Source organism: Methylobacterium sp. Gmos3 (assembly GCF_056430985.1).
Genome location: NZ_JBWJYL010000015.1, coordinates 19,342 through 39,513 on the forward strand (window position 1 = coordinate 19,342; position 20,172 = coordinate 39,513).

Here is a 20,172-nt window from a genome sequence, read left to right on the forward strand (position 1 = left end):
AAGCGGTATGCCCGCTTCTAACCCAAACGGAATGGAAGCGGACACTCAATCAACGTAACGAAGTCGGAAACGGCGATCAGGCTGCGCGAACGGTCGCGAGAAAGCGAGTAACCTCGGCATTGAGATGCTCTGACTGCCGCGACAATTCCGAAGCAGCCGACAGCACTTGGCTAGCCGCCGCCCCGGTTTCCTCCGAGGCCTGGGCCACGCCGGCGATGGTTCCGGTTACTTCCGAGGTGCCAGTCGCGGCCTGCGAGACGTTACGCACGATTTCCTGGGTTGCCGCAGCTTGCTCTTCGACCGCTACCGCAATGCTGGTCGCGACGGTGTCAATTTCTCGGATGCGGTGCGTGATGCTGCCGATGGCCGACACCGCTTGGTCCGTCACCCCCTGGATTTCGCCAATCTGGCTGGCGATCTCCTGCGTGGCACGGGCCGTCTGCTCGGCCAGGGCCTTCACTTCGGTCGCCACCACCGCAAAGCCTTTGCCCGCTGCGCCCGCGCGGGCGGCCTCGATGGTGGCGTTGAGGGCCAGCAGGTTGGTTTGGTTGGCGATGCCTGAGATCAGGCCGACCATCTCGCCGATCTTGGTCGAGGTCGACTTCAAGGCTTGCACAAGGTGGGCGGTTTGGGCGGCTTCGCCCACGGCCGCCTGCGCGAGCCCGGCCGATCCCTGGACCTGCCGACCGATCTCCTGAACGGACGAGCCGAGCTCCTCGGCGGCAGCTGCGACGTTGCTGACGTTGGACGACGCCTCCTCTGCGGCGGCCGACACAGTGGTGGACTGGGCGGCCGTCTCGGCGGCGGTCTCGGTCATCTGTCGCGCGGTCGCCTGGAGTTCGGTCGCGGACGACCTGACCAAGCTGACGATGCCGCCCACCGCAGCCTCGAACCCTTCCGCGATCTCGATCATCGCTGCCCGGCGTCGCTCCTCGGTCTGGCTGCGGGCGAGTTCCGCCTCCGCCTCCAGGGTGCGGGTGCGGTCGAGGCGGGCCTGCAACTCACCGGCGGACAGCCTGAGATGGTCGAAGGCCCGCGCGACGGTCCACGACACCCAGGTGAGGACACCGGTCTCGATGAGCACGATCGCGGCGTGCAGCACCACGCGAGCAAAGCTCGCCCCGGACACGCTGGGGAAGATCAGCAATGGGAGGACGAGGCCGAAGGCAAGGTGATGGACCGCCGTTACCCCAGCCGCCAGGAGGATCACCCGCCAGTCGCACCAGCCCACGAGCACCGCGAGGCAGGCGAAGAAGTACATGTGCATATCGACCTGCCAGGGATGGTCGATCAGGGCGGCGAGCAAGGTCGCGGCCATGCCTGTGAGCGCCGCGCCCGTGACAAGGCGGGTAGCCAAACCGATTGGATCGCGCACCCAGGAAAGGGTCGCAAGACTGGCCAGCGCCAGAGCCGCGAGCGGCGGGCCAACGCTGAAATCATGGTTTACGCAGTAGGCGATAGCGCACGTGACCGGCACGTGCATCCACAGGAGCGCGACGAGGAGGCGTGCGAAGGAGGTCCTAAGTTGGTCGAGATCGGTCATGGTCGGGCGCTGCTCGAAGGGTCTGTTTCAACGGACGAGAGGGCTCGGGCTGAAGCCGGATACTGGGGCGGGCAGCACGCGCCACGCCCCGGCCGCGTGGAGGCGGGAGGTGAAGCCGGCCCGATCCGATCGGGCAAAGAGGATGTGTCTCGCCGCCACGGCGACGATCTCGCCGTCGGCCGCCGCGACGGCCGCGATGGAGGCGTCGAGCTCGTCCTGTGTCAGGGCGAGGACTGCGACCGAGCGTGCGTCCCCTGCCAGCCCGGCGACAACTGGCAGCAGAAGCGTCGATGCGATGGTGAGCAACGCCGGCCATGGCATGCAGCGCATCGTGGCAACGTCCGTCCGGATCGACCCATTCTGGTCCGCAAAACGATGCTTAACGAAATTTTCTTAATGGTAGTTTGCTGCAGAAAGCGTGATGACGACCAATGATTCCGTATATCCGCCCCGTGATGACCGTTTTCGCCCGAAGCCTCGAGTTGACTGCAGTGGCGCTGAAGCGATTTGGCAGAAAATATGTCAATGCTGACTTCCGCAGCCCACTCTATACCGCTCGAGCAAAACAGATGGCATTCCGAAATAGGAGATGACCGGTATCTGATTGTTAAATCTTTTTACGCTACTCCGGCGCGACCTTCTTAAAGTTGGTTGCGATGTTCAGCTTGAAATCCCGCCGCCCGTCGCGTCCCTCGGAAACCCGCACGACCAGTCCGGTAATGGATCATGATAGGACCCGGTTGTTGGCGGCGATGGAGCAACTTGCGCACTGCCAGGATCTCGATCTCGACGATCTTCCGGACGGTATCGTCGGCCAGGCATTGAGCAAGATCCAACTGGCGAGAGCGACACAGCTAAGAAAGGGACGCCTGCAGCTTGCGGCGGTTGCCAAGGAGGCATCCGAGGCCGCGATCAACATCGGTTGGACGACCTACGACGTCGGAGACATCGCCCAGTCGACTGGGACGGCTGCAAGCGCCATCGAGGAGATGGCGGCTTCAATGAACGAAGTCGCGCAAAATTCGCAGTCCGCGGGCCGCAGTGCGGATTCCGCCCAGGCGTCAATGCAGGCCTGCACGAACGACGTTCGGCAGGCTCGGGAGGCGATGCAGGCGATCGAATCGCGGACTCATCAGATCGACGAGCGACTTTCCGTCCTACAGGCGGCCGTATCCGAGATCGGCAGCATGGCCGGGACGATCGCCGCCATTTCTGGTCAGACGAACCTTCTCGCCTTGAACGCTACGATCGAGGCTGCGCGAGCGGGCGAGGCCGGCAAGGGCTTCGCGGTGGTGGCCGCAGAGGTGAAGGCTCTCTCCGGTCAGACCGCGAAGTCGACGGAACAGATCCGGGCAGGTCTGATGACACTGCAGGCCGAGATGGAGCATATCGCCAAGGCCGTCGCGGAGAGCCGTGCAGCCGTCGAACGAGGTGGTGTCGTCGTCGCGTCCCTGGGGTCGCAGGTTGAGGACGCCGGTTCGCAGATCGCTCGATCAAACGAGATGGGCCAAGCTCTGGCTACAGCCCTTGAGCAGCAGCGCGCCGCGACGTCTGAGATCTCCAGAAGCGTCAACGGCATTGCCGAGAAGGCTGCCAAGACCCGTACCGAGATCGACGCGATCACTAAACGCCTGCTGAAGGCGGAAGCGATGGCCCAGGCGGGATTGAGCGAAGAAGAGGGAAGCACCGCCGGAACTGAGCTGTCCCGTCTGGCTGCCGACCTTGGGGTCTGGAAGCGGACGTTGGCCTCGGTTCTCCTGGGAGCGACGACGCCCGAGCGGTCGTTGGCGATCTCACGGGAGTATGCGGCTCGCAGGGCTGTCGAGGCGCTGCGGCATGATCCCAAAGCCGACCAGGGCGCGGTCCAGCGCTTCCTCGATGCGGAAGCGAAGGCACGGGCTGAGGCCGAGCGGATGATCGAGGCGCTCGCGGCGCAGAATTGGGATGTCGGCACTCCGGCCTATCGGGCTGCGGGCGCGGCCATGAAGGAAATGCTTTCTGCTGCCGGTGATCTGCTTCGATAGCCGACGTTGACTTGCGTTTCTAAAACCGCAACTTCGATGGTGTGGCCGACCGCAGCGCTCCGGAACACGCGTCGTGTGAACGGCTGCTTTGGAGAAACTCCCACTCTGATCTGAGCGGCTGGGTCGGGTCGGTAGCAGGCCGTCCGCTTTTCCGGTCAGCCTCCTCCAAAGCGGCCATTCTGCTTTCGGCCAACTCGCGTTGCATCGGCGGGCGCCGCTAAATGGCTAGGTTGGGTGGATTTCTGCCATTCGGCTTTCGAGCCCCGAACCTAAATAGCGGACATTCGACGTCCGGCAGGATCTGGCCGTTAGCGGAAGGGCTGCTTCGGAGGAAGTCCGCAGGAAAAGCGGACGGCCTCCTACAGGCCCGAATTTGCCGGAGAGGCGGACGGCCGCCCGCCGACCCATGCGTGGCGCCCGGCTTACTCTCGGCGCTCCTTTGATGAAAAGTCGTTCCCTCAGCCGGTAGGAGTAAAGCGAGCGATGACATCGTAGAGCGAGCCGGGATGGATCATCCGTACCGAGGTGATCGGCTCCCCGTTACGCCACGTTCTCCGATCGAGGACCAAGCACGCCTCGTCGGCACGGATCTGAAGATCGGCCAGCGTTCGCTCATCCGCCTTGCTCGCGCCGATGCGGTGCTCCGCTTCGGTCCAGGGGACGTGGCTCACCAGCCAGACGTTGGGCGGCGTTACCGTGAAGTCCTGATGCTGTGCCTGAGGAACGGCGCGCAGGCTGATCAGGCGATCCTCGACGGCGAAGGGCCGTTCCTGGGAAAGGTGCAGGCATCGCAGGGCGAGGACGGAGGATCGTGCGGGGACGCCGAGACGCCTTATATCCGCGCGGCTGGCGGTGCGCTGGTGCTGTTCCAGGAGCTGGTAGCCGTAGCGCTCGCCGCGACCCTCGACCTCGGCTTTCAGGTCGGGGATCTGCAGAACTGCGGATTGGATGGGTGGGCGCGACACGAATGTCCCGGCTCTCCTGCGCCGCTCGACCAATCCGGCACTCGCGAGGCCGGAAATGACCTTGTTCACGGTCATGCGCGAGCAGGCATACAAGTCCATGAGTTCGTGCTCGAACGGCACCCTGTGACCTGGGGGCCATTCGCCCGACAGTATCCGGCTCTCGATATCGTTGCGGATGCGCTGGTACAGCGCGACCGGGGCTCCATCCGTACCTGGCTTGAGCGGCACGGTCATCGGGCGAGCAATCCTTCGAGGGTGCGGCGGAAGCGGGCGGTGATCGCGGGGGCTTCGCGGTGACGGCCTCCCTCGACGCGTTTCTTCCCTCGCACCCATACGCAGTCGATTACGCTCTGTCTCGCGCCGAAGATCCAGCTGTCGAGGATTGCGTCCTCGCGGCGGCCGATCAGAGCCGGATGATCCGGATCGAGGCTCACGAGGTCGGCGGACGCGCCCAGCCGTACGCCGCCCGTCCCTGCGCCGAGCGCTTGCCCTCCGCCGCACAGGGCCGCGTCGAAGAGCGCGCGCCCGGTCGAACCGTTCGTTGCCATGACATTGCGTCCGCGCCCGGCGAGGCGCTGCGTATATTCGAACTGCCGCAACTCACCAGCGGCGTCGATGAGGACGTTGGAGTCCGATCCGATGCCGTAGCGTCCCCCTGCGGACGCGAAGGTGGAGCCCGGGAAAATCCCATCGCCGAGGTTGGCTTCGGTGACGGGGCAGAGCCCGACGACGGCCCCCCTCCGTGCGATTCCGGCGAGTTCTTCTGGGCTCGTGTGCGTCGCATGGATCAGGCACCACGCCGGATCGACCGGCGCATTGTCCAGAAGCCACTCCACGGGACGGCATCCAATCCAGGTGAGACACGCCTCAACTTCCGCGAGTTGCTCCGCGACGTGTATATGCACGGGCCCCCCCTGCGCGAGCGGTAGAATGTCCTGGAGCTCCCCGGGCGTCACCGCCCGAAGGGAGTGGGGCGCGATGCCGACGACCGCGCCCGCCCGATCGGCTAGGATCCGGCGGGAGGCGTCCACGAGACGGGTGAAGCTGTCGGGGTCGTTCGCAAACCTCCGCTGCCCGGCCGTCGGTGCATCCCCTCCGAATCCGGAGTGGGCATAGAAGACGGGCAGAAGGGTCAGGCCGATTCCCGTTGTTTCTGCCGCGGCGGCGATCCGCCCGGCAAGCTCGGCGATATCGGAATACGCCATCCCCGCCGCATCGTGGTGCAGGTAGTGGAACTCGCCCACGCGCGTGAAGCCGGTTTCCAGCATCTCGGCGTAGGCCTGCGCGGCCACCGCCTCGACATCGTCGGCATCCATCTGCCCGACGAATCGGTACATGACCTCCCGCCACGTCCAGAAACTGTCGGTGCCGGGGCCTCGCACCTCCGCCAGCCCGGACATGCCGCGCTGGAAGGCGTGGCTGTGCAGGTTGCTCAGCCCGGGCAGTCCAAGGCGGTGATGCTCGTCGCTGGTCTCCCGGACGGCTCCGATGGCAAGCTCGGCGATAAGGCCGTCGCGGACGGTGATCCTCACACCTTGAGCCCAGCCTCCCGGCAGGAGCGCCGCATCGAAGTACAGGGTCGTCATCGCAAGCATCCCGAGGGCTCGGCGAAAGCCCCTTTACAGCACCAAATCCGGCTAATATGTATAGACAAATCGAGCGGGCGCCAAGCCGCCACGCCGGTCCGGATCACGATGTTCGACGGGGCAGCCCGACCCATGATGAAGGTCGATCGCGTCTGGCACGGGTGCCGCCTCGCCACGCTGGCACCGATGCGCGAAGGCATCGGAACCGTGATGGACGGGCTCGTCGCCGAGGCGGGGGGGCGCATCGTCTATGCAGGGTCCGCCGCCGAGGCGCCGGCGCTCGCGCCCGCCGAGCGCATCGCCTGCGATGGACGATGGATCACGCCCGGCCTAATCGATTGCCATACCCATCTCGTCTACGGCGGAGACCGGGCTCGCGAGTTCGAGCAGCGTCTGGCGGGGGCGACCTACGAAGAGATCGCCCGGGGCGGCGGAGGCATCGTCTCCACCGTCACGGCCACGCGGGCCGCGAGCGAGGACGATCTCGTGGCCGCCGCGCTGCCCCGGCTCGATGCCCTGTTGGCCGAGGGCGTGACGACGGTCGAGGTGAAGTCCGGCTACGGCCTCGAACTCGAAGCCGAACGGCGCCAGCTCCGGGCCGCACGCCGGCTCGGCACGCAGCGCCCTGTCGCGATCCGCACGACATTCCTCGGCGCCCACGCAATCCCTCCGGAATGGCGGGGCGACGCCGACGGCTACATTGAGGCCGTGTGCAAGACGATGCTGCCCGCCCTCGCCGGAGAGGGGCTGGCCGACGCGGTCGACGCGTTCTGCGAGGGGATCGCCTTCTCACCCGAGCAGACGGCGCGGGTCTTCGAGGCTGCGGCCAGTCTCGACCTCCCGCTCAGGCTCCATGCCGATCAGCTCTCGAACCTCCACGGGGCGGCCCTCGCGGCGCGGTTCCGGGCGCTCTCCGCCGATCACATCGAGTATGCCGACGAGGCAGGCGTCGCCGCCATGGCCGCAGCCGGCACCGTCGCGGTCCTCCTGCCGGGCGCCTTCTACTTCATCCGTGAGAGGCAGGCGCCGCTTGTCGCGGCCTTGCGCGCGCATGGCGTGCCGATCGCGCTGGCGACCGACTGCAATCCCGGCACCTCGCCTCTGACCTCACTGCTCCTGACACTGAACATGGGCGCGACGCTGTTCCGCCTCACGGTCGATGAGTGCATCGCCGCCGTTACCCGCGAAGCCGCCCGCGCCCTCGGGCAATTTCACGAGATCGGCAGCCTCGAGACGGGCAAGCGCTGTGACCTCGCGATCTGGAATATCGAGCGGCCCGCCGAACTGGTCTACCGGATGGGCTTCAACCCGCTTCACGCCCGGGTCCATGCCGGGATCCCGACACCCGGAATCGGCAAGGGGTGGGCATGAGCGTGCGCGATCCAGCTTGGCTAACGGTTGTCGCCGGGCAGGCTCCGTTGATCGTGAGCCTCCCGCATACCGGGACCGAGATCCCCGAACCCTTTCTCGATGGCCTCGTGTCGCCGTGGCTCGCTCGCAAGGATGCGGATTGGTGGATCGAACGCCTCTACGAATTCGCGGCCGGGCTGGGCGCCACCGTCGTCCGCTCGGCAATCTCGCGGACGGTCATCGACGTGAACCGCGACCCTTCCGGGCAATCGCTCTATCCGGGTCAGGCGACGACGGGCCTCTGCCCGACCGAGACCTTCGATGGCGAGCCCCTCTACCGCCCCGGCGCTGAGCCTGCGGCAACGGACATCGCCGAGCGTCGCCGGACCTACTTCGATCCCTATCACGCTGCCCTCGCCGGCGAGATCGCACGCCTGCGCCAGGATCATCCGGCGCTGGTGCTTTACGACTGCCACTCGATCCGCTCGGTCATCCCCCGCCTGTTCCCCGGTACGCTGCCGGTGTTCAACATCGGCACCGACGACGGTCGCAGTTGTGATCCCGGTCTCGCCGCGCAGGTCGAAGCCCTGTGCGACGCCAGCGGCCTGACCCGGGTCACGAACGGCCGGTTCAAGGGCGGCTACATCACGCGCGCCTACGGTCGCCCCGCCGAAGGCGTCCACGCCGTGCAGATGGAACTGGCCTGCCGCAGCTACATGCACGAGCCTCCCGGGACGGTCGATCCGGCCGAGTGGCCCGGCGCCTACGACTCCGCCGACACATCCGGGACCCGGGCGACCCTGGTCCGGGTGCTGGAGGCGTGCCTTGCCTTTGCCCGCGACCGGACTTCCCGATGACCCGCATCGACAATGCCCGCGTGATCCGCAGCCCCCACGGGCGAGACCTGTCCGCCAAGTCCTGGCAGACGGAAGCGCCCCTGCGGATGCTGATGAACAACCTCGACCCGAACGTCGCCGAGCGACCGGGCGAGTTGGTGGTCTACGGCGGGATCGGCCGCGCCGCCCGCGATTGGGAGAGCTTCGACCGCATCGTCGCCGCCCTCCGGCGGCTGGAAGGCGATCAGACGCTTCTGGTCCAGTCCGGCAAGCCGGTGGGCGTCTTCCGCACCCATGCGGACGCGCCGCGGGTGCTGATCGCCAATTCCAACCTCGTGCCGCACTGGGCGACCTGGGAGCATTTCAACGCCCTCGATCGCAAGGGGCTGGCGATGTACGGGCAGATGACGGCCGGCTCCTGGATCTACATCGGCAGCCAGGGCATCGTTCAGGGCACCTACGAGACTTTCGCCGAACTCGGGCGACAACACTACGGCGGCAGCCTCAAGGGCCGCTGGATCCTGACGGCGGGGCTCGGCGGCATGGGCGGTGCCCAGCCGCTCGCCGCGACCATGGCCGGCGCCTCCTGCCTCGCCGTCGAGTGTCGGCCGTCGAGCATCGAGATGCGGTTGCGCACGCGTTACCTCGACCGGCAGGCCGCGGACCTCGACGAGGCGCTGGCGATGATCGACCGGGCGGGACGCGAGGGCAAACCCGTCTCGGTCGGCCTCCTCGGCAACGCCGCCGACATCTTCCCCGAACTCGTCCGGCGGGGCGTCCGTCCCGACGCCGTGACCGACCAGACCTCCGCGCACGATCCCGTCAACGGCTACCTGCCGCAGGGCTGGACCAACGACGAGTGGGAGAGCCGCCGGGAAACCGACCCCCGTGGTGTGGAGCGGGCGGCCCGCGCCTCGATGGCAACCCATGTCCGCGCCATGCTGGACTTCCACCGCATGGGTATCCCGGTGGTCGATTACGGCAACAACATCCGGCAGGTCGCCCTCGATGAGGGGGTCGCGGACGCCTTCGATTTCCCGGGCTTCGTGCCGGCCTACATCCGGCCGCTGTTCTGCCGGGGGATCGGCCCGTTCCGCTGGGCGGCCCTGTCCGGCGACCCCGAGGACATCTACCGCACCGATGCCAAGGTGAAGGAGCTCCTGCCCGACGATGCCACCCTCCACCATTGGTTGGACATAGCCCGCGAGCGGATCAGCTTCCAGGGCCTCCCGGCGCGGATCTGCTGGGTCGGACTCGGCGATCGCCACCGCCTCGGCCTCGCCTTCAACGCGATGGTGGCGAGCGGCGAGCTGAAGGCGCCGGTGGTGATCGGCCGCGACCACCTCGATTCCGGTTCGGTCGCCTCACCCAATCGCGAGACCGAGGCAATGCGCGACGGGTCCGATGCCGTCTCGGACTGGCCCCTGCTCAACGCACTGCTCAACTGCGCGAGCGGCGCGACCTGGGTTTCCCTCCATCACGGGGGAGGGGTCGGAATGGGCTTCTCGCAGCATTCCGGCATGGTCGTCGTCTGCGACGGGACGCCGGAGGCGGCCGCCCGTGTCGGCCGGGTTCTGTGGAACGATCCGGCCACCGGGGTGATGCGCCACGCCGATGCGGGTTACGACGAGGCCATCGCCTGCGCGCGCCAGCACGGGCTCGATCTGCCGAGCCTCGCGTGAGCGTCCGCGGCGCGGCTATCCTCCGCGCCGCAACCCGTCCGGCGGTGCCGTGGAAGAACGGCGGCGGGGTCACCACCGAGATCGCCCGCCATCCTCCCGGCGATGCCGCGGCGGATTTCGCGTGGCGCGTCAGCCTGGCGCGCATCGCGTGCGACGGGCCGTTCTCGCCCTATCCGGGCATCGACCGGACGCTCGCCGTCGTTTCCGGCGGGGGATTGTCACTTGAGATCGCCGGCACCGGCTTGGCACACCTGACGGTTGGTTCGGCGCCCCTCGCCTTCGCGGGAGAGCTCTCCGTCCATGCCCGGCTGAGCGCTGAGCCGGTCGACGCCCTCAACGTGATGACCCGTCGCCATCGGGTCCGGCACACCATTCTGCCGGTGACGGGGCCGGTCGAGCATCTGCTGGCGGCCGATGTCGTCGCGGCGGTTCTGGTCGCGCCTGTGGGGCCGGTGGATGTCGATGGCTCGGGTTCCCCGGCGAGCCTCCGGCTGGAGCGCGGCGACGCCGCTCTCTTCGAGGAGCCGGCAGGCCGATCGATCGCGATCCGTCCAGTCGGAGGCCCCCGCGCATGGCTCGTTGTCCTGGGCCCGCCGGGCGTTCAGCCGGGTGCCAGATAGCCAGCCGCTCGCGCCTCGTCGTCCCACCGGCTTAGCATGTCGTAGGCGCCGGCATCGATCGGAGCGAAACCGTCGAGGCAGAGCCGATCGCGCAGGTCGGCGCAGTCCGGCGCATCGCCGAAGCCTAACAGCGAGGCGCGCAGATTTTCGATGACAGCGCTGGGCGTTGTGGGGCTCGCCGACAGGAACGGGATCGGCGCGGTTGGCGTGCTTGCTATGACGCGGATCGATCCGTCGAGTTCGGGCTCGTGTCGCAGCATCAGGTCGAGCGCATAGCTGTCGAGGGGTCCGACATCGATGGCCCCGGACAGGATGGCGTCGATCACTCGGCGCGGCGTGACGAGTGGTCCGACGCTCGCGCGATACAGGGCCGGACGCTCCGGCGTGCGGTACGCCAGGAGGTGGTGGCGCGGGGCGTTGAAGCCGGAATGCGAATCCTCGACGGTGTAACCGAGCCGCTTGCCGAACGTGTCGTCGAGGGTGCGGAACGCCGAACCGTGCGCGACGACGAAGCGACTCGCGTAGCGCGGCTCGCCCGGCGCGGGGCCGCCGGTCGGGACAGGGGCCGCGACCGGGATGAGCCCCTGGTGCGATCGAGCGAACGGAAACCCGCAGATGAACCCGCAGGCGAGATCCGCCCGTGTCCAGAGGTCCCGCAACGGAGCAGGGTAGGCGTGGGCGACGACCGAAAGCTCGACGCCGCTCCTCCGTGACAGCCACGCGAACAGATCGGCCCACGCAGCCCGCGACTGTGTGTTGACGCCATACATCCGGGCATTGGCGACTAGGGCCATCGGCCGCCCCGCCGAGCCCGTCACGCAAACCGAAGCCGTTGGCCGATTCCCAGGTGCTCCGCCTTCTCCAGCATAGCGTGGCCCAGGGCGATGTCGGAGAGCGACAGCCCGCGATGCCAGAACAGGTTGGTCTCGTCCTCGCTCTCGCGTCCGGGCTTGAGCCCGGCCACGATCTGACCGAGTTCGGCATGGAGCGTCGCCTCCGAGAGCCGGCCGGTCTCGACATGGGCGCGCAGGCTTCCGAACTTGCCGCCCTTGCACTGCCCCCAATCGTCCACGACCAGCTTGGACATGATGTCCGTGAGCGACAGCTCGACCGCGCTCATCGTGCCGTAGGGGACGACCAGGGCGCCGGGCTTGATCCAGGACGTCTTCAACATCGGCTCCGGCGCGTTGAGGCGCGACGCCTCGACGACGATGTCGGCGCCCTCGACGCAGGATTGCCAATCCTCCGTCGCCCGTACCGGCTTGCTGAGGTCCCTGGAGAGGCGCTCGGCGAAGGCGTTCCGGCTCTCCGGGCGGCGGGAATGGACGCGGATCTCATCGAAACCGAACAGCCGATCGAGCAGGCGCACGTTCCAGTAGGCCGTCCCCCGCGCGCCGACATGCCCGAGGATCTTCGAGCCCTTGCGGGCGAGGTGCTTGGCGCCGATCGCCGTCACGGCGCCGGTGCGCATGTCGGTGATCCCGCTGGCATCGAGGATCGCCTTGGGCACTCCCGTGCGCGGATCGAACAGCGCCAGGATGGCGAGTTCGGACGGCAGGCCGCTCTTGTAGTTGTCCACGAAGTCGCCGACGACCTTCACCCCGGCCGAGTCGATCGGCTCCCGGATCGCCCCCCGCAGCACGTTGAAGTGCCCGTTGGCGACACCCGGTTCGAGGTGCACACGCGGCTCGATCACCGTTTCGCCGCGGCCCTGGCTCGCCAGCGCACCTTCGACCGCCCGCAGAATCTCGTCGTCGGTAATCGCCAGCGCTTCGATGTCCAGACGATTGAGGTAGGCGATATAGATGGGTTGCACGGTGGGGCCTCCCGCTTCGACCTCGGCCTAAGGCCGGATGGCGCCTAGCGCGCACGAGATATGTCTATACATTATGACCATGATAGGGGCTGTCAACCGGCGGATTACGTGCGGCCCGCGCTTTTCGGGCGCTGCCCAAGGGATGGCCACGCCTTGCCTACCATCTCGCCTTGCTTGCATCGCTGCCCAATATGTATAGACATAGTCATCGCTTTCCCGAGGCTCGAGCCCGGAGTCCGCATCCATGGACGACGTTGCCCTGACCTTCGCCGAGATCCGGCAGGAGTTCCCCGGGCCGAATGCGGAGCCGCCGACCCGCGTCCTCGACGGGATCAGTTTCGATGTCGGTCGGGGAGAGTTCATCGCGGTGATCGGGCCGAGCGGCTGCGGCAAGAGCACGTTGCTCCAGATGGCGGCGGGCCTGCTCGCGCCGACCGGGGGGACGGTGCGCCATCGCGGGCGGCCCGTCATCGGCGTGAACCGCGAGGTCGGCTTCGTGCCGCAGCAGGCGCAGCTCTTCCCGTGGAAGACTCTGTCCGAGAACGTCGAGCTGCCTCTTCTCCTGCGGGGCGTGCCCGATGCCGAACGGCGGAGCCGCGTCGTCGATGCGCTCCGGGCCGTGGGCCTCGACGGTTTCGAGAGACACTACCCCAACCAACTGTCCGGCGGGATGCAGAAGCGCGGCTCGATCGCCCGGACGCTCATCTACAAGCCCGACGTCATCCTGATGGACGAACCGTTCGGGGCCCTTGATGCCCAAACCCGGATGGTCATGCAGGCCGACCTGCAGGCGCTGTCCCGCGAGGCGGGCGCGACAGTCGTCTTCATCACCCACGACATCACCGAGGCGGTCGTCCTCGCCGACCGGGTCGTCGTGCTGAGCCAGCGCCCTTCGAGGGTCCTCGCCGATATCGCGATCACCCTCCCGCGTCCTCGCGACGTCTTCGAGCCGTTCCGCAACCCCGGCTTCGAGGCCGCGTACGAGGCGGTCTGGTCGCGCTTCCGCACCCAGATCGCCATCGGCCACCGGATGCATTGAGGCCGGGAGCCCGCGCCATGACAGATGCCGCCTATCCGACCCGGACAGAGGTCACGCCATCCGCAGAGGCAGCGGGACCCGGCGCGCGCCGGACCCGCTCGCGCCGCGCGTGGTTCGAGCGGCTGATCCCGTGGGTGCCGGGCCTCGCGCTGCTGGCCTTCTGGCAGTGGGCCTCGGGCCGCCTCGTGCGCGAGATCTACGTCAGCAAGCCGACGGCCGTGGTGGCGCGCTTGTACGAGTTGTTCGCCTCGGGCGAGATCTACCCGCATCTCTGGACGACCGCCCAGGAACTCGTGCTCGGCTATACGATCGGCGTCGCCGGTGGGGTTGTGGCGGGCTACGCCCTCGGGCGCTCGCCGCGACTGGCCCGCGTGTTCGAACCCTACGTGATGGCGTTCTACGGCATTCCGAAGATCGCGCTGGCGCCGCTGTTCATCATCTGGTTCGGGATCGGCATGGGCTCGAAGATCGCGCTTGCGGCGATCATGGTGTTCTTCCTGGTCTTCTACAACGTCTACACGGGCGTGCGCGGCGTCGATCGGGAACTCGTTAACCTGACCCTGGTCATGGGGGCGAACCAGCGCCAACTCACGCGCCACGTCTACCTGCCGGCGGCGGCGCCTTTCGTGATGCTGGGAATGCGGCTGGCGATTCCCTACAGCGTCATCGGAGTCATCGTCGGAGAGTTCACGTCGGCCACGCAGGGGCTCGGCCTGTTCATCCACGAAGCCTCCTCGACCTACGACCCGGCCGGCGTCTTCGCGGGAATCGCGATCCTGCTCGTGTTCGTCGTCGTCGCCGGGATCCTGGCCGGCCGGCTAGAGCGCCGTCTCCTGCGCTGGCGCACGCTCTCCGGCTCCGGTCCGAGCGAGATCTGATTTCATCCGCCACCACTCCGACACAGGGAGCATTCGATGCGCAGCCTCGGGAACGGAATGCAGGCTCTGATCTTGAGCGTTGCGCTCCTGCTGCCGCTGCCGCGAGAGGCTCGCGCGGAGGAGACGGTTCGCATCGGTCTCGGCGCCCCGGTCCTGAGCTATCTGCCGATCTGGGCTGCGCGCGCCCTCGACAGTTTCAAGGCTCAGGGGCTGACGGCCAGCGTCGCGTCCCTGCCCGGCGGTGATGCCTCGGCGCTGGCCGCCCTGGATGCCGGCGATATCGACCTCGCGGCGGTCGGGACCGATGCGGTTCTCCGGGCCGTGGCCAAGGGTCAGCCCTTCGAGATGGTCGACACGCTGATGTCGAAGGTCACGCTCCAGCTCGTGGCGTCCCCCGCCTTCCTGAAGCGGGTGGGCGTGACGGCGAGCGATCCCCTCCCCAAAAGGCTCGCAGCGCTGAAGGACGCGACGATCGGGGTGACGTCCCTCGCTGGCGTGCAGGAGAACGCCGCCCGTTGGCTCGCGGCGAAGGGCGGCCTCGATCCGAAGACTGGCATCAAGGTGGCTCAGGTCGGCAGCCCGATTGCGGTGCAGGCCGCCCTCGAAGTCGGACGGATCGACGCCTTCGTCCTCTCGCCGCCGGAAGGCTACAATGCCGAGAAGGCGGGAACGGGCGTGGTGCTCGTGTCGCTGGGCGATGAGTTTCCTCTCCTCGCCCAGCAACCGTATCTCGTCTTGGTGGCCAAGAAGCCGATCGAGGCCGGAAAGGCCGGCCTGATCACGAAGACAGTGCGCGCCATGCAGGCGGCGAGCGCGGCCGTCACGGCGAAACCTGATGAGACCGCCGCTGAAATTCAGAAGCGCTTCTTCGCCAAGGCGAGCCCGGATGCCATCGCATCTGCGGTGAAGGCGATGGCGAGCGGTGTCACTGGGAACGGCCGCTTGGATGCGGGCAGCGTCGGCAATGCTTTGACTTTCGCACAAGAGGTCGGTGCCCCCTATGGCAAGGGTGTCGACGCGAAGGCTTCCGAAAACGACCTCTGGACGAACCAGTTCGTCGAAGAGGCCCAGAAACCATAGTCGGGCCCCACGAACGAGAGAGGTTGTCGGCCCGAGCGGTCCCTCGAGACGTTTTTCCGGCCGACCGACCGAAGGCAAAAAGACGACACGACTTTGAGGGTGCAGCGGGCTGTATTCGCTCCGCATGTGTCTGCTAACGGGACATCACAGTGGTTGTCCTGATGAGCGCGTCGGACGCTGAGCCGAACGGCTGCTTTTGCGCTCATCTGCAATCCAGCGTGGCGTAGTCTGGCCGTAAGCGGCCGGTCCGGTTCCGAGCGCGGGTGTCGCGAAGCGGACTTTTGCTCATCGGCCCAATCGGATTGCCTGACACTTTCCGATACACAGTCAAGCGAGTCGACGTAGAGGTTGCTTGCATGGCCTCGACGATTGCGTGCCCTGGTGGGCCGCCAACAACACCGAACGGATATATTCCCGAATACGTCCCCGACGACGATATCGTGAGAGAAGCCCAACTGGCTGCACCCCGCTGGCCGATTCTCCGCGCCACCCGGTGTGGACATCGACTGGACCGGTTTGATCCGGAAATCGTCGACGGTGCTTAGAAGCCGCGGCGGCGGTCGACTCGGTTGAGGAGCGGCTGCCCGTCGCGAAGGGCGCGAACCGCCGCAATCATCTGACGCGCTGCATCGTCCGGCTGGCTGGCGCTGGCGCTGTGGGGCGTCACGAGGATCCGTGGGTGGCCGAGGAGCGGATGATTCGCGGGCGGCGGTTCCTCCGACAGCACGTCGAGCATGGCCGCCCTGAGCTGGCCCGAGTCCAGTGCCGCGATCAGGTCGCTCTCGACGACATGGGCACCCCGCCCCGCATTCAGGAGGGCGGCCCCGACCGGGAGATGGACGAACAGGTCTCCATCGAGCAGTCCGCGCGTGTCCGGCGTCAGGGGCAGCAGGCACACGAGGATGTCGCAGCCGGACAGGAAATCGGGGAGCGCCGCACGGCCCGCAAAGCACGTCACGCCGTCCAGCGTCTTGGGGCTTCTCGCCCAGCCGCGAACCTTGAAGCCGAACCCGGTCAGCGCGGTCGCCGAAGCGCTCCCGAGTATCCCCAGCCCGAGGATTCCGACATGGGTGGTCCGGGCCGTGCGGATCGTGCGCGGGTTCCAGATGCCCCGACGGGTCTCGTCCGCGTAGGGAACGAGGTCCCGGTGCAGGGCCAGCACTCCGAGCGTGACATACTCGACCATTGAGCGCGTCACGTCGGGGGCGACCATGCGGACGATGTGCATGTGCTCCGGCAAGGCATCGAGGGGCAGGTGATCGATCCCGGCACCGACGGAGAACACGAGGCGCAGGTCCGGCATCTGCACGGTCAGGTCTGCGGGCGGCTTCCAACCGGCGAAATCGCCGACGCCGGGAAACCGCCTGCCAGGCGTCCAGTCGATCAGGCGCAGCTCCGGCGCCTCCTGAGCGAACACCTGGTGCCAGACGCGGGCGTGCTCCGGAACGGTTTTGAGAACGACAGGGATCGCCATCGCCCTACACGGCCCCCGGCGCAGTTCGGCGGTCCGCGATGCTGCGGCGAGCGCCTCGCCGTGGCGATCCTACGGCTCCTTCGGGCGGCGCGGCGTCCTCGGCTGGTTCGGAGCGCCGCAACAGCGCGAAGGCCGGCGATGCGGGGTCGAGCGCGACGAAATCGGGCTCCCGCGCGAGCAGGATCCGCAGCGAGGTCAGCGTCCCGCCCAGATGCGTTCGCAGTAGCGAGACCGCTGCCTCCGCATCCCGCCGGCAGAGTGCTTCGAAGATCGCCCTGTGCTCGTCGAGCACCTCCACATGATAATTCTGCATGGGGAAGGCGTTCCGCCGCACGCGGTCGAGCTGGCCGGTGGCGAGGTGGATCGTGTCCCAGACGCGCGGGAAACCGGCGCAGGCGCATAGTAGCCGGTGAAAGTCGTTGTCGAGCGTGAAGGACTCGGCGTTGTCGCCGCGCCGTGCCGCGTCGGCTTCGCGGAAGAGGACGAGTTCGAAGGCGGACTTTTGGGCAGGCTCGAAGCGCTCCGCCGCCAGGGCCACCATCCGCAGCTCCAGGCTTTCGCGCACGAGCTGGCCTTCGATCACCTCGTCCAGGATGATCTTGTTGACGAAGGTCGCATCGCTCGGAACCACCGTCACCAGACGCTGCTGTGCGAGCCGCAGGATCGCGTCGCGCAGGGGCGTGCGCGATACGCCGAGCTCGTCGCAGAGATCCTTCTCCACGAGGCGCGCGCCCGGCTTCAGCTGCATGGCGATGATGGCTTCGCGCAGGGTCGCGTAGACCCGCGCCGCCTTCGGCAGATCGGCGCGCAGGGCCGGTCCCGCGATCGGACTCGGATCCAGGACTTCCGCCGGATGCATGGGTCGTCTCCCGCCAGGTCTCGTGTTTTTCTTGTCAGGCCGCACCGTCCAGGGTTTTTCCCAGGACCTCAAGGAAGAGCGCGGCGTGTTCGGCGGAGAACGTCAGCGGCGGGCGGATTTTCAGCACGTTGTCGTGGGGGCCGGACGCGCTGATCAGGATGCCCTCCTCGCGCAGAGCGTTGACGACCCGCTTCGCCAGTGCCGCATCAGGGGCGCGGCTCTCGCGGCAGGTGACGAGGTCGAGGCCGAGGAACAGGCCCGCTCCCCGCACGTCGCCGATGGCGGGGATCCGTGCCATCAGCGCCCGCATCCCTTCCAGCATCAGGGCGCCGGTGGCGGCGGCATTCGCCACGAGGTCCTGATCCGCCAGGATGTCGAGCACCGCGCCGGCCGCCGCGATCGAGACGGTGTTGGCGCCGAAGGTGTTGAAGTAGCGCACATCCCGGCCGAACCTTTCCGCCACTTCGGGGCACATCGCGACCCCGGCGATGGGCAGGCCGTTGCCCATCGGCTTGCCCATTACGGCCATGTCCGGGACGATGCCGTGGCGGGCGAAGCCCCACATCCCCGCGCCGGTCCGGCCGAAGCCCGGCTGCACCTCGTCGGCGATGTAGATCGCGCTGGCCTCCCGCACCGCCTCCCGGGCCGGGCGGAGGAAGCCCGCAGGCTCGGCCAGGGTCCCGTCCGTCGAGAAAATGCCGTCGGCAATGAACGCCGCAGGCCGCACGCCGTGGCGGCGCATGTCGGCGAAGGCCGCCCGCACGTCCTCGGCCAGCCGCGCGCCGACATCGATGCCGGGATTGCGGTAGGCATCCGGGGCCGGCACCGTCCAGACATCGCGCCCGAGGGGCACGGCCGGGCCGAGCGACGGGGAGATCCCCGCCGTGGCCTCGGTGGTCCCATGATAGGCGTTTTGCGTGATCACGAAACCGGTGCCACCGGTCTGGTAGCGCGCGATCCGCAAGGCGAGGTCCACCGCCTCGGACCCCGTGCAGGTGTACATGACGTGGCCGAAGGCCGCCGGATAGGTGGACAGCAGCCGCTCGGAATAGTCGAGCACCGCCTCGTGCAGGTAGCGGGTGTGGGTGTTGATGGTGGCCATCTGGCGCGTCACCGCCTCCACTACCCGGGGGTGGCAATGGCCGACGCAGGGCACGTTGTTGTAAGCGTCGAGGTAGCGGCGCCCCTCGGCGTCGTACAGCCAGACATCCTCGCCGCGGACGATGTGGACCGGCCGCTCGTAGAAGAGCCGGTACGAGGCGCCGAGGAGGCTGCGGCGCCGGGCGATCATGGCCTCGGCTGACGCGGAACGGGTGGTCATGGCGTGGCCTCAGGGACGGCAGGCTTGCGCGATCGCCGCATCGATCGCCTCCGGCGCCATCGCGTCGAGGTGCCGGAACTGCTCCCAGACGGCGGCGCTGTTGCGGGTGAGGTAGTCCCGGCGGTCGGGGAAGCGGTGAGCACGCCATTCCGGGATTAGGAGGCGCAGGGCCATCCGCGTTCGGATCGCCGTCGGGAGCAGCGCGACCTCGGCCTCGGACAGCACCGCGACCGAGGCGTAACCCCGCAGGAAGGCCAGGGCCGGACCGAGAGGATCGGCGTCGAGGCCGAGCTGATAGGCCGCCGCGATCGCCACGTCGAAGAGCCGGGCCGTGCGAACCATGTCGCCGAAATCGATCACCCCGGTGATCCGGTCGGGATCGTCGGGATCGACGAGGATGTTGTCGCCGCCGAGGTCGTTGTGGACCACCTGATGCGGCAGGCCGGGCAGGGCGGGCACGATCCGCGCATCGAACGCATCGAGGATCCCGGCGAGGCGGTCGCGCTGTCCGCCCTCGGGAAACACGTCGAGCACGGCGCGCAGCCGCCCGGCGTGCCGTAGGTCCCAGGAGGAGATATGGTCCGCCGCCGGGTCCGTGAAGCCCTCAAGCGCCCCCTGGAGGCACGCCAGCAGCGCCCCGGCCGCCCGGCGCTGTCCGTCGGTTCGGGGACCGGCGGCCTGCGAGCGACCCGGCGTGAAAGTGGTGAGCCGCACGGTCCGGCAATCCTCCGGCCCGACGGTGATGCGCAGGTCCGGTCGGCCCTCCCGGGTCGGCAGAAGGCGCGGCAGCGGCAGGTCCGGCGCAGTCTCCGCGATATGAATGAGGGCATTGCTGTGCAGGCGGGACACCGCAGGATCCTCGCCGGGGCTCAGAATCTTCAGGAAGTAGGCGGTCCCCGCCCCCGCATCGAGGCGGAAGTTCGAATCCTTCTCCCCGGCGAGCCACATCGCCGTGCCGGAGATACCGTAATGCGTAACGGCGATGCGTTCGGCGGTGCGGGCATCGACCGGCTCGGCCACGACCGACAGGCCGGCGCCGATGCCGGTCTTGGAAGCGTCGATCGTGGAATGGGACATCGGAGATCCAGAAGGCTGTTCG

At 67.7% G+C, this 20,172-nt stretch carries 18 protein-coding genes; 8 read left to right on the forward strand and 10 right to left on the reverse strand.

The window, feature by feature from the left end; genetic code table 11:
• Positions 1-76: 76 nt before the first annotated feature.
• Together ACS5Q7_RS23260 and ACS5Q7_RS23265 are read right to left on the reverse strand one after the other, a co-directional pair.
• A complete protein-coding gene (locus ACS5Q7_RS23260) occupies positions 77-1,543 on the reverse strand; it encodes a methyl-accepting chemotaxis protein (protein WP_478341639.1) in 1,467 nt (488 codons plus the stop codon).
• Positions 1,544-1,570: 27 nt separating this feature from the next.
• Positions 1,571-1,864 carry a hypothetical protein gene (locus ACS5Q7_RS23265; RefSeq protein WP_478341640.1) on the reverse strand — a complete coding sequence of 98 codons (294 nt, stop codon included), beginning with the start codon at positions 1,862-1,864 and terminating at the stop codon, positions 1,571-1,573.
• A gap of 431 nt (positions 1,865-2,295) precedes the next feature.
• Between ACS5Q7_RS23265 and ACS5Q7_RS23270 the strand changes: the two genes are divergently transcribed.
• Complete coding sequence (locus ACS5Q7_RS23270) at positions 2,296-3,567, forward strand: methyl-accepting chemotaxis protein (protein ID WP_478341672.1); 1,272 nt, start codon at positions 2,296-2,298, stop codon at positions 3,565-3,567.
• Positions 3,568-4,025: 458 nt separating this feature from the next.
• Here the strand turns inward: ACS5Q7_RS23270 and hutC are convergent, their stop codons facing one another.
• Both hutC and ACS5Q7_RS23280 read right to left on the reverse strand, forming a co-directional pair.
• Positions 4,026-4,766 (reverse strand): histidine utilization repressor, encoded by a 741-nt coding sequence (hutC, locus tag ACS5Q7_RS23275; RefSeq protein ID WP_478341641.1) that lies wholly within the window; start codon positions 4,764-4,766, stop codon positions 4,026-4,028.
• Positions 4,763-6,118, reverse strand: a complete 1,356-nt coding sequence (locus tag ACS5Q7_RS23280) for a formimidoylglutamate deiminase (RefSeq protein WP_478341642.1) — start codon at positions 6,116-6,118, stop codon at positions 4,763-4,765. Before ACS5Q7_RS23280 ends, hutC begins: the two co-directional genes overlap by 4 nt.
• 135 nt (positions 6,119-6,253) lie before the next feature.
• Here ACS5Q7_RS23280 and hutI point away from each other — a divergent pair, with 135 nt between their 5' ends.
• Genes hutI through ACS5Q7_RS23300 form a run of 4 tightly spaced genes read left to right on the forward strand, consistent with a single transcriptional unit; the run spans position 6,254 to position 10,606 of the window.
• Positions 6,254-7,489: an imidazolonepropionase gene (gene hutI, locus ACS5Q7_RS23285; protein WP_478341643.1), complete on the forward strand. Its 1,236-nt coding sequence runs from the start codon at positions 6,254-6,256 to the stop codon at positions 7,487-7,489.
• Positions 7,486-8,325, forward strand: coding sequence for an N-formylglutamate deformylase (hutG, locus tag ACS5Q7_RS23290; protein WP_478341644.1), 840 nt, complete (start codon positions 7,486-7,488; stop codon positions 8,323-8,325). The genes hutI and hutG overlap by 4 nt, the downstream gene beginning before the upstream one ends.
• Complete coding sequence (hutU, locus tag ACS5Q7_RS23295) at positions 8,322-9,986, forward strand: urocanate hydratase (RefSeq protein ID WP_478341645.1); 1,665 nt, start codon at positions 8,322-8,324, stop codon at positions 9,984-9,986. The genes hutG and hutU overlap by 4 nt, the downstream gene beginning before the upstream one ends.
• Positions 9,983-10,606: a HutD/Ves family protein gene (locus ACS5Q7_RS23300; RefSeq protein WP_478341646.1), complete on the forward strand. Its 624-nt coding sequence runs from the start codon at positions 9,983-9,985 to the stop codon at positions 10,604-10,606. The genes hutU and ACS5Q7_RS23300 overlap by 4 nt, the downstream gene beginning before the upstream one ends.
• On the opposite strand, the gene ACS5Q7_RS23305 is transcribed toward ACS5Q7_RS23300, so the two are convergent.
• Positions 10,588-11,400 (reverse strand): phosphate/phosphite/phosphonate ABC transporter substrate-binding protein, encoded by an 813-nt coding sequence (locus tag ACS5Q7_RS23305; RefSeq protein ID WP_478341647.1) that lies wholly within the window; start codon positions 11,398-11,400, stop codon positions 10,588-10,590. The genes ACS5Q7_RS23300 and ACS5Q7_RS23305 overlap by 19 nt on opposite strands.
• Positions 11,401-11,420: 20 nt before the next feature.
• Positions 11,421-12,422 carry an ornithine cyclodeaminase family protein gene (locus ACS5Q7_RS23310; RefSeq protein WP_478341648.1) on the reverse strand — a complete coding sequence of 334 codons (1,002 nt, stop codon included), beginning with the start codon at positions 12,420-12,422 and terminating at the stop codon, positions 11,421-11,423.
• Positions 12,423-12,666: 244 nt separating this feature from the next.
• Between ACS5Q7_RS23310 and ACS5Q7_RS23315 the strand changes: the two genes are divergently transcribed.
• Genes ACS5Q7_RS23315 through ACS5Q7_RS23325 form a run of 3 tightly spaced genes read left to right on the forward strand, consistent with a single transcriptional unit; the run spans position 12,667 to position 15,419 of the window.
• Complete coding sequence (locus ACS5Q7_RS23315) at positions 12,667-13,461, forward strand: ABC transporter ATP-binding protein (protein WP_478341649.1); 795 nt, start codon at positions 12,667-12,669, stop codon at positions 13,459-13,461.
• A 17-nt stretch (positions 13,462-13,478) separates the two neighbouring features.
• Positions 13,479-14,339 (forward strand): ABC transporter permease, encoded by an 861-nt coding sequence (locus ACS5Q7_RS23320; RefSeq protein WP_478341650.1) that lies wholly within the window; start codon positions 13,479-13,481, stop codon positions 14,337-14,339.
• 36 nt (positions 14,340-14,375) lie between these two features.
• The gene (locus ACS5Q7_RS23325; RefSeq protein ID WP_478341651.1) at positions 14,376-15,419 is read left to right on the forward strand and encodes an ABC transporter substrate-binding protein; all 1,044 of its coding nucleotides are present in this window, start codon (positions 14,376-14,378) and stop codon (positions 15,417-15,419) included.
• A 541-nt stretch (positions 15,420-15,960) separates the two neighbouring features.
• Here the strand turns inward: ACS5Q7_RS23325 and ACS5Q7_RS23330 are convergent.
• The 4 genes from ACS5Q7_RS23330 to ACS5Q7_RS23345 are packed head-to-tail and all read right to left on the reverse strand — an operon-like array spanning position 15,961 to position 20,150.
• Positions 15,961-16,893, reverse strand: coding sequence for a 2-hydroxyacid dehydrogenase (locus tag ACS5Q7_RS23330; RefSeq protein ID WP_478341652.1), 933 nt, complete (start codon positions 16,891-16,893; stop codon positions 15,961-15,963).
• Positions 16,894-16,897: 4 nt separating this feature from the next.
• Complete coding sequence (locus ACS5Q7_RS23335; protein ID WP_478341653.1) at positions 16,898-17,797, reverse strand: GntR family transcriptional regulator; 900 nt, start codon at positions 17,795-17,797, stop codon at positions 16,898-16,900.
• A complete protein-coding gene (locus tag ACS5Q7_RS23340; RefSeq protein WP_478341654.1) occupies positions 17,787-19,073 on the reverse strand; it encodes an aspartate aminotransferase family protein in 1,287 nt (428 codons plus the stop codon). Before ACS5Q7_RS23340 ends, ACS5Q7_RS23335 begins: the two co-directional genes overlap by 11 nt.
• Before the next feature lie 9 nt (positions 19,074-19,082).
• On the reverse strand, positions 19,083-20,150 hold the full coding sequence (locus ACS5Q7_RS23345; RefSeq protein WP_478341655.1) for a phosphotransferase: 1,068 nt from the start codon (positions 20,148-20,150) through the stop codon (positions 19,083-19,085).
• Positions 20,151-20,172: the final 22 nt, after the last annotated feature.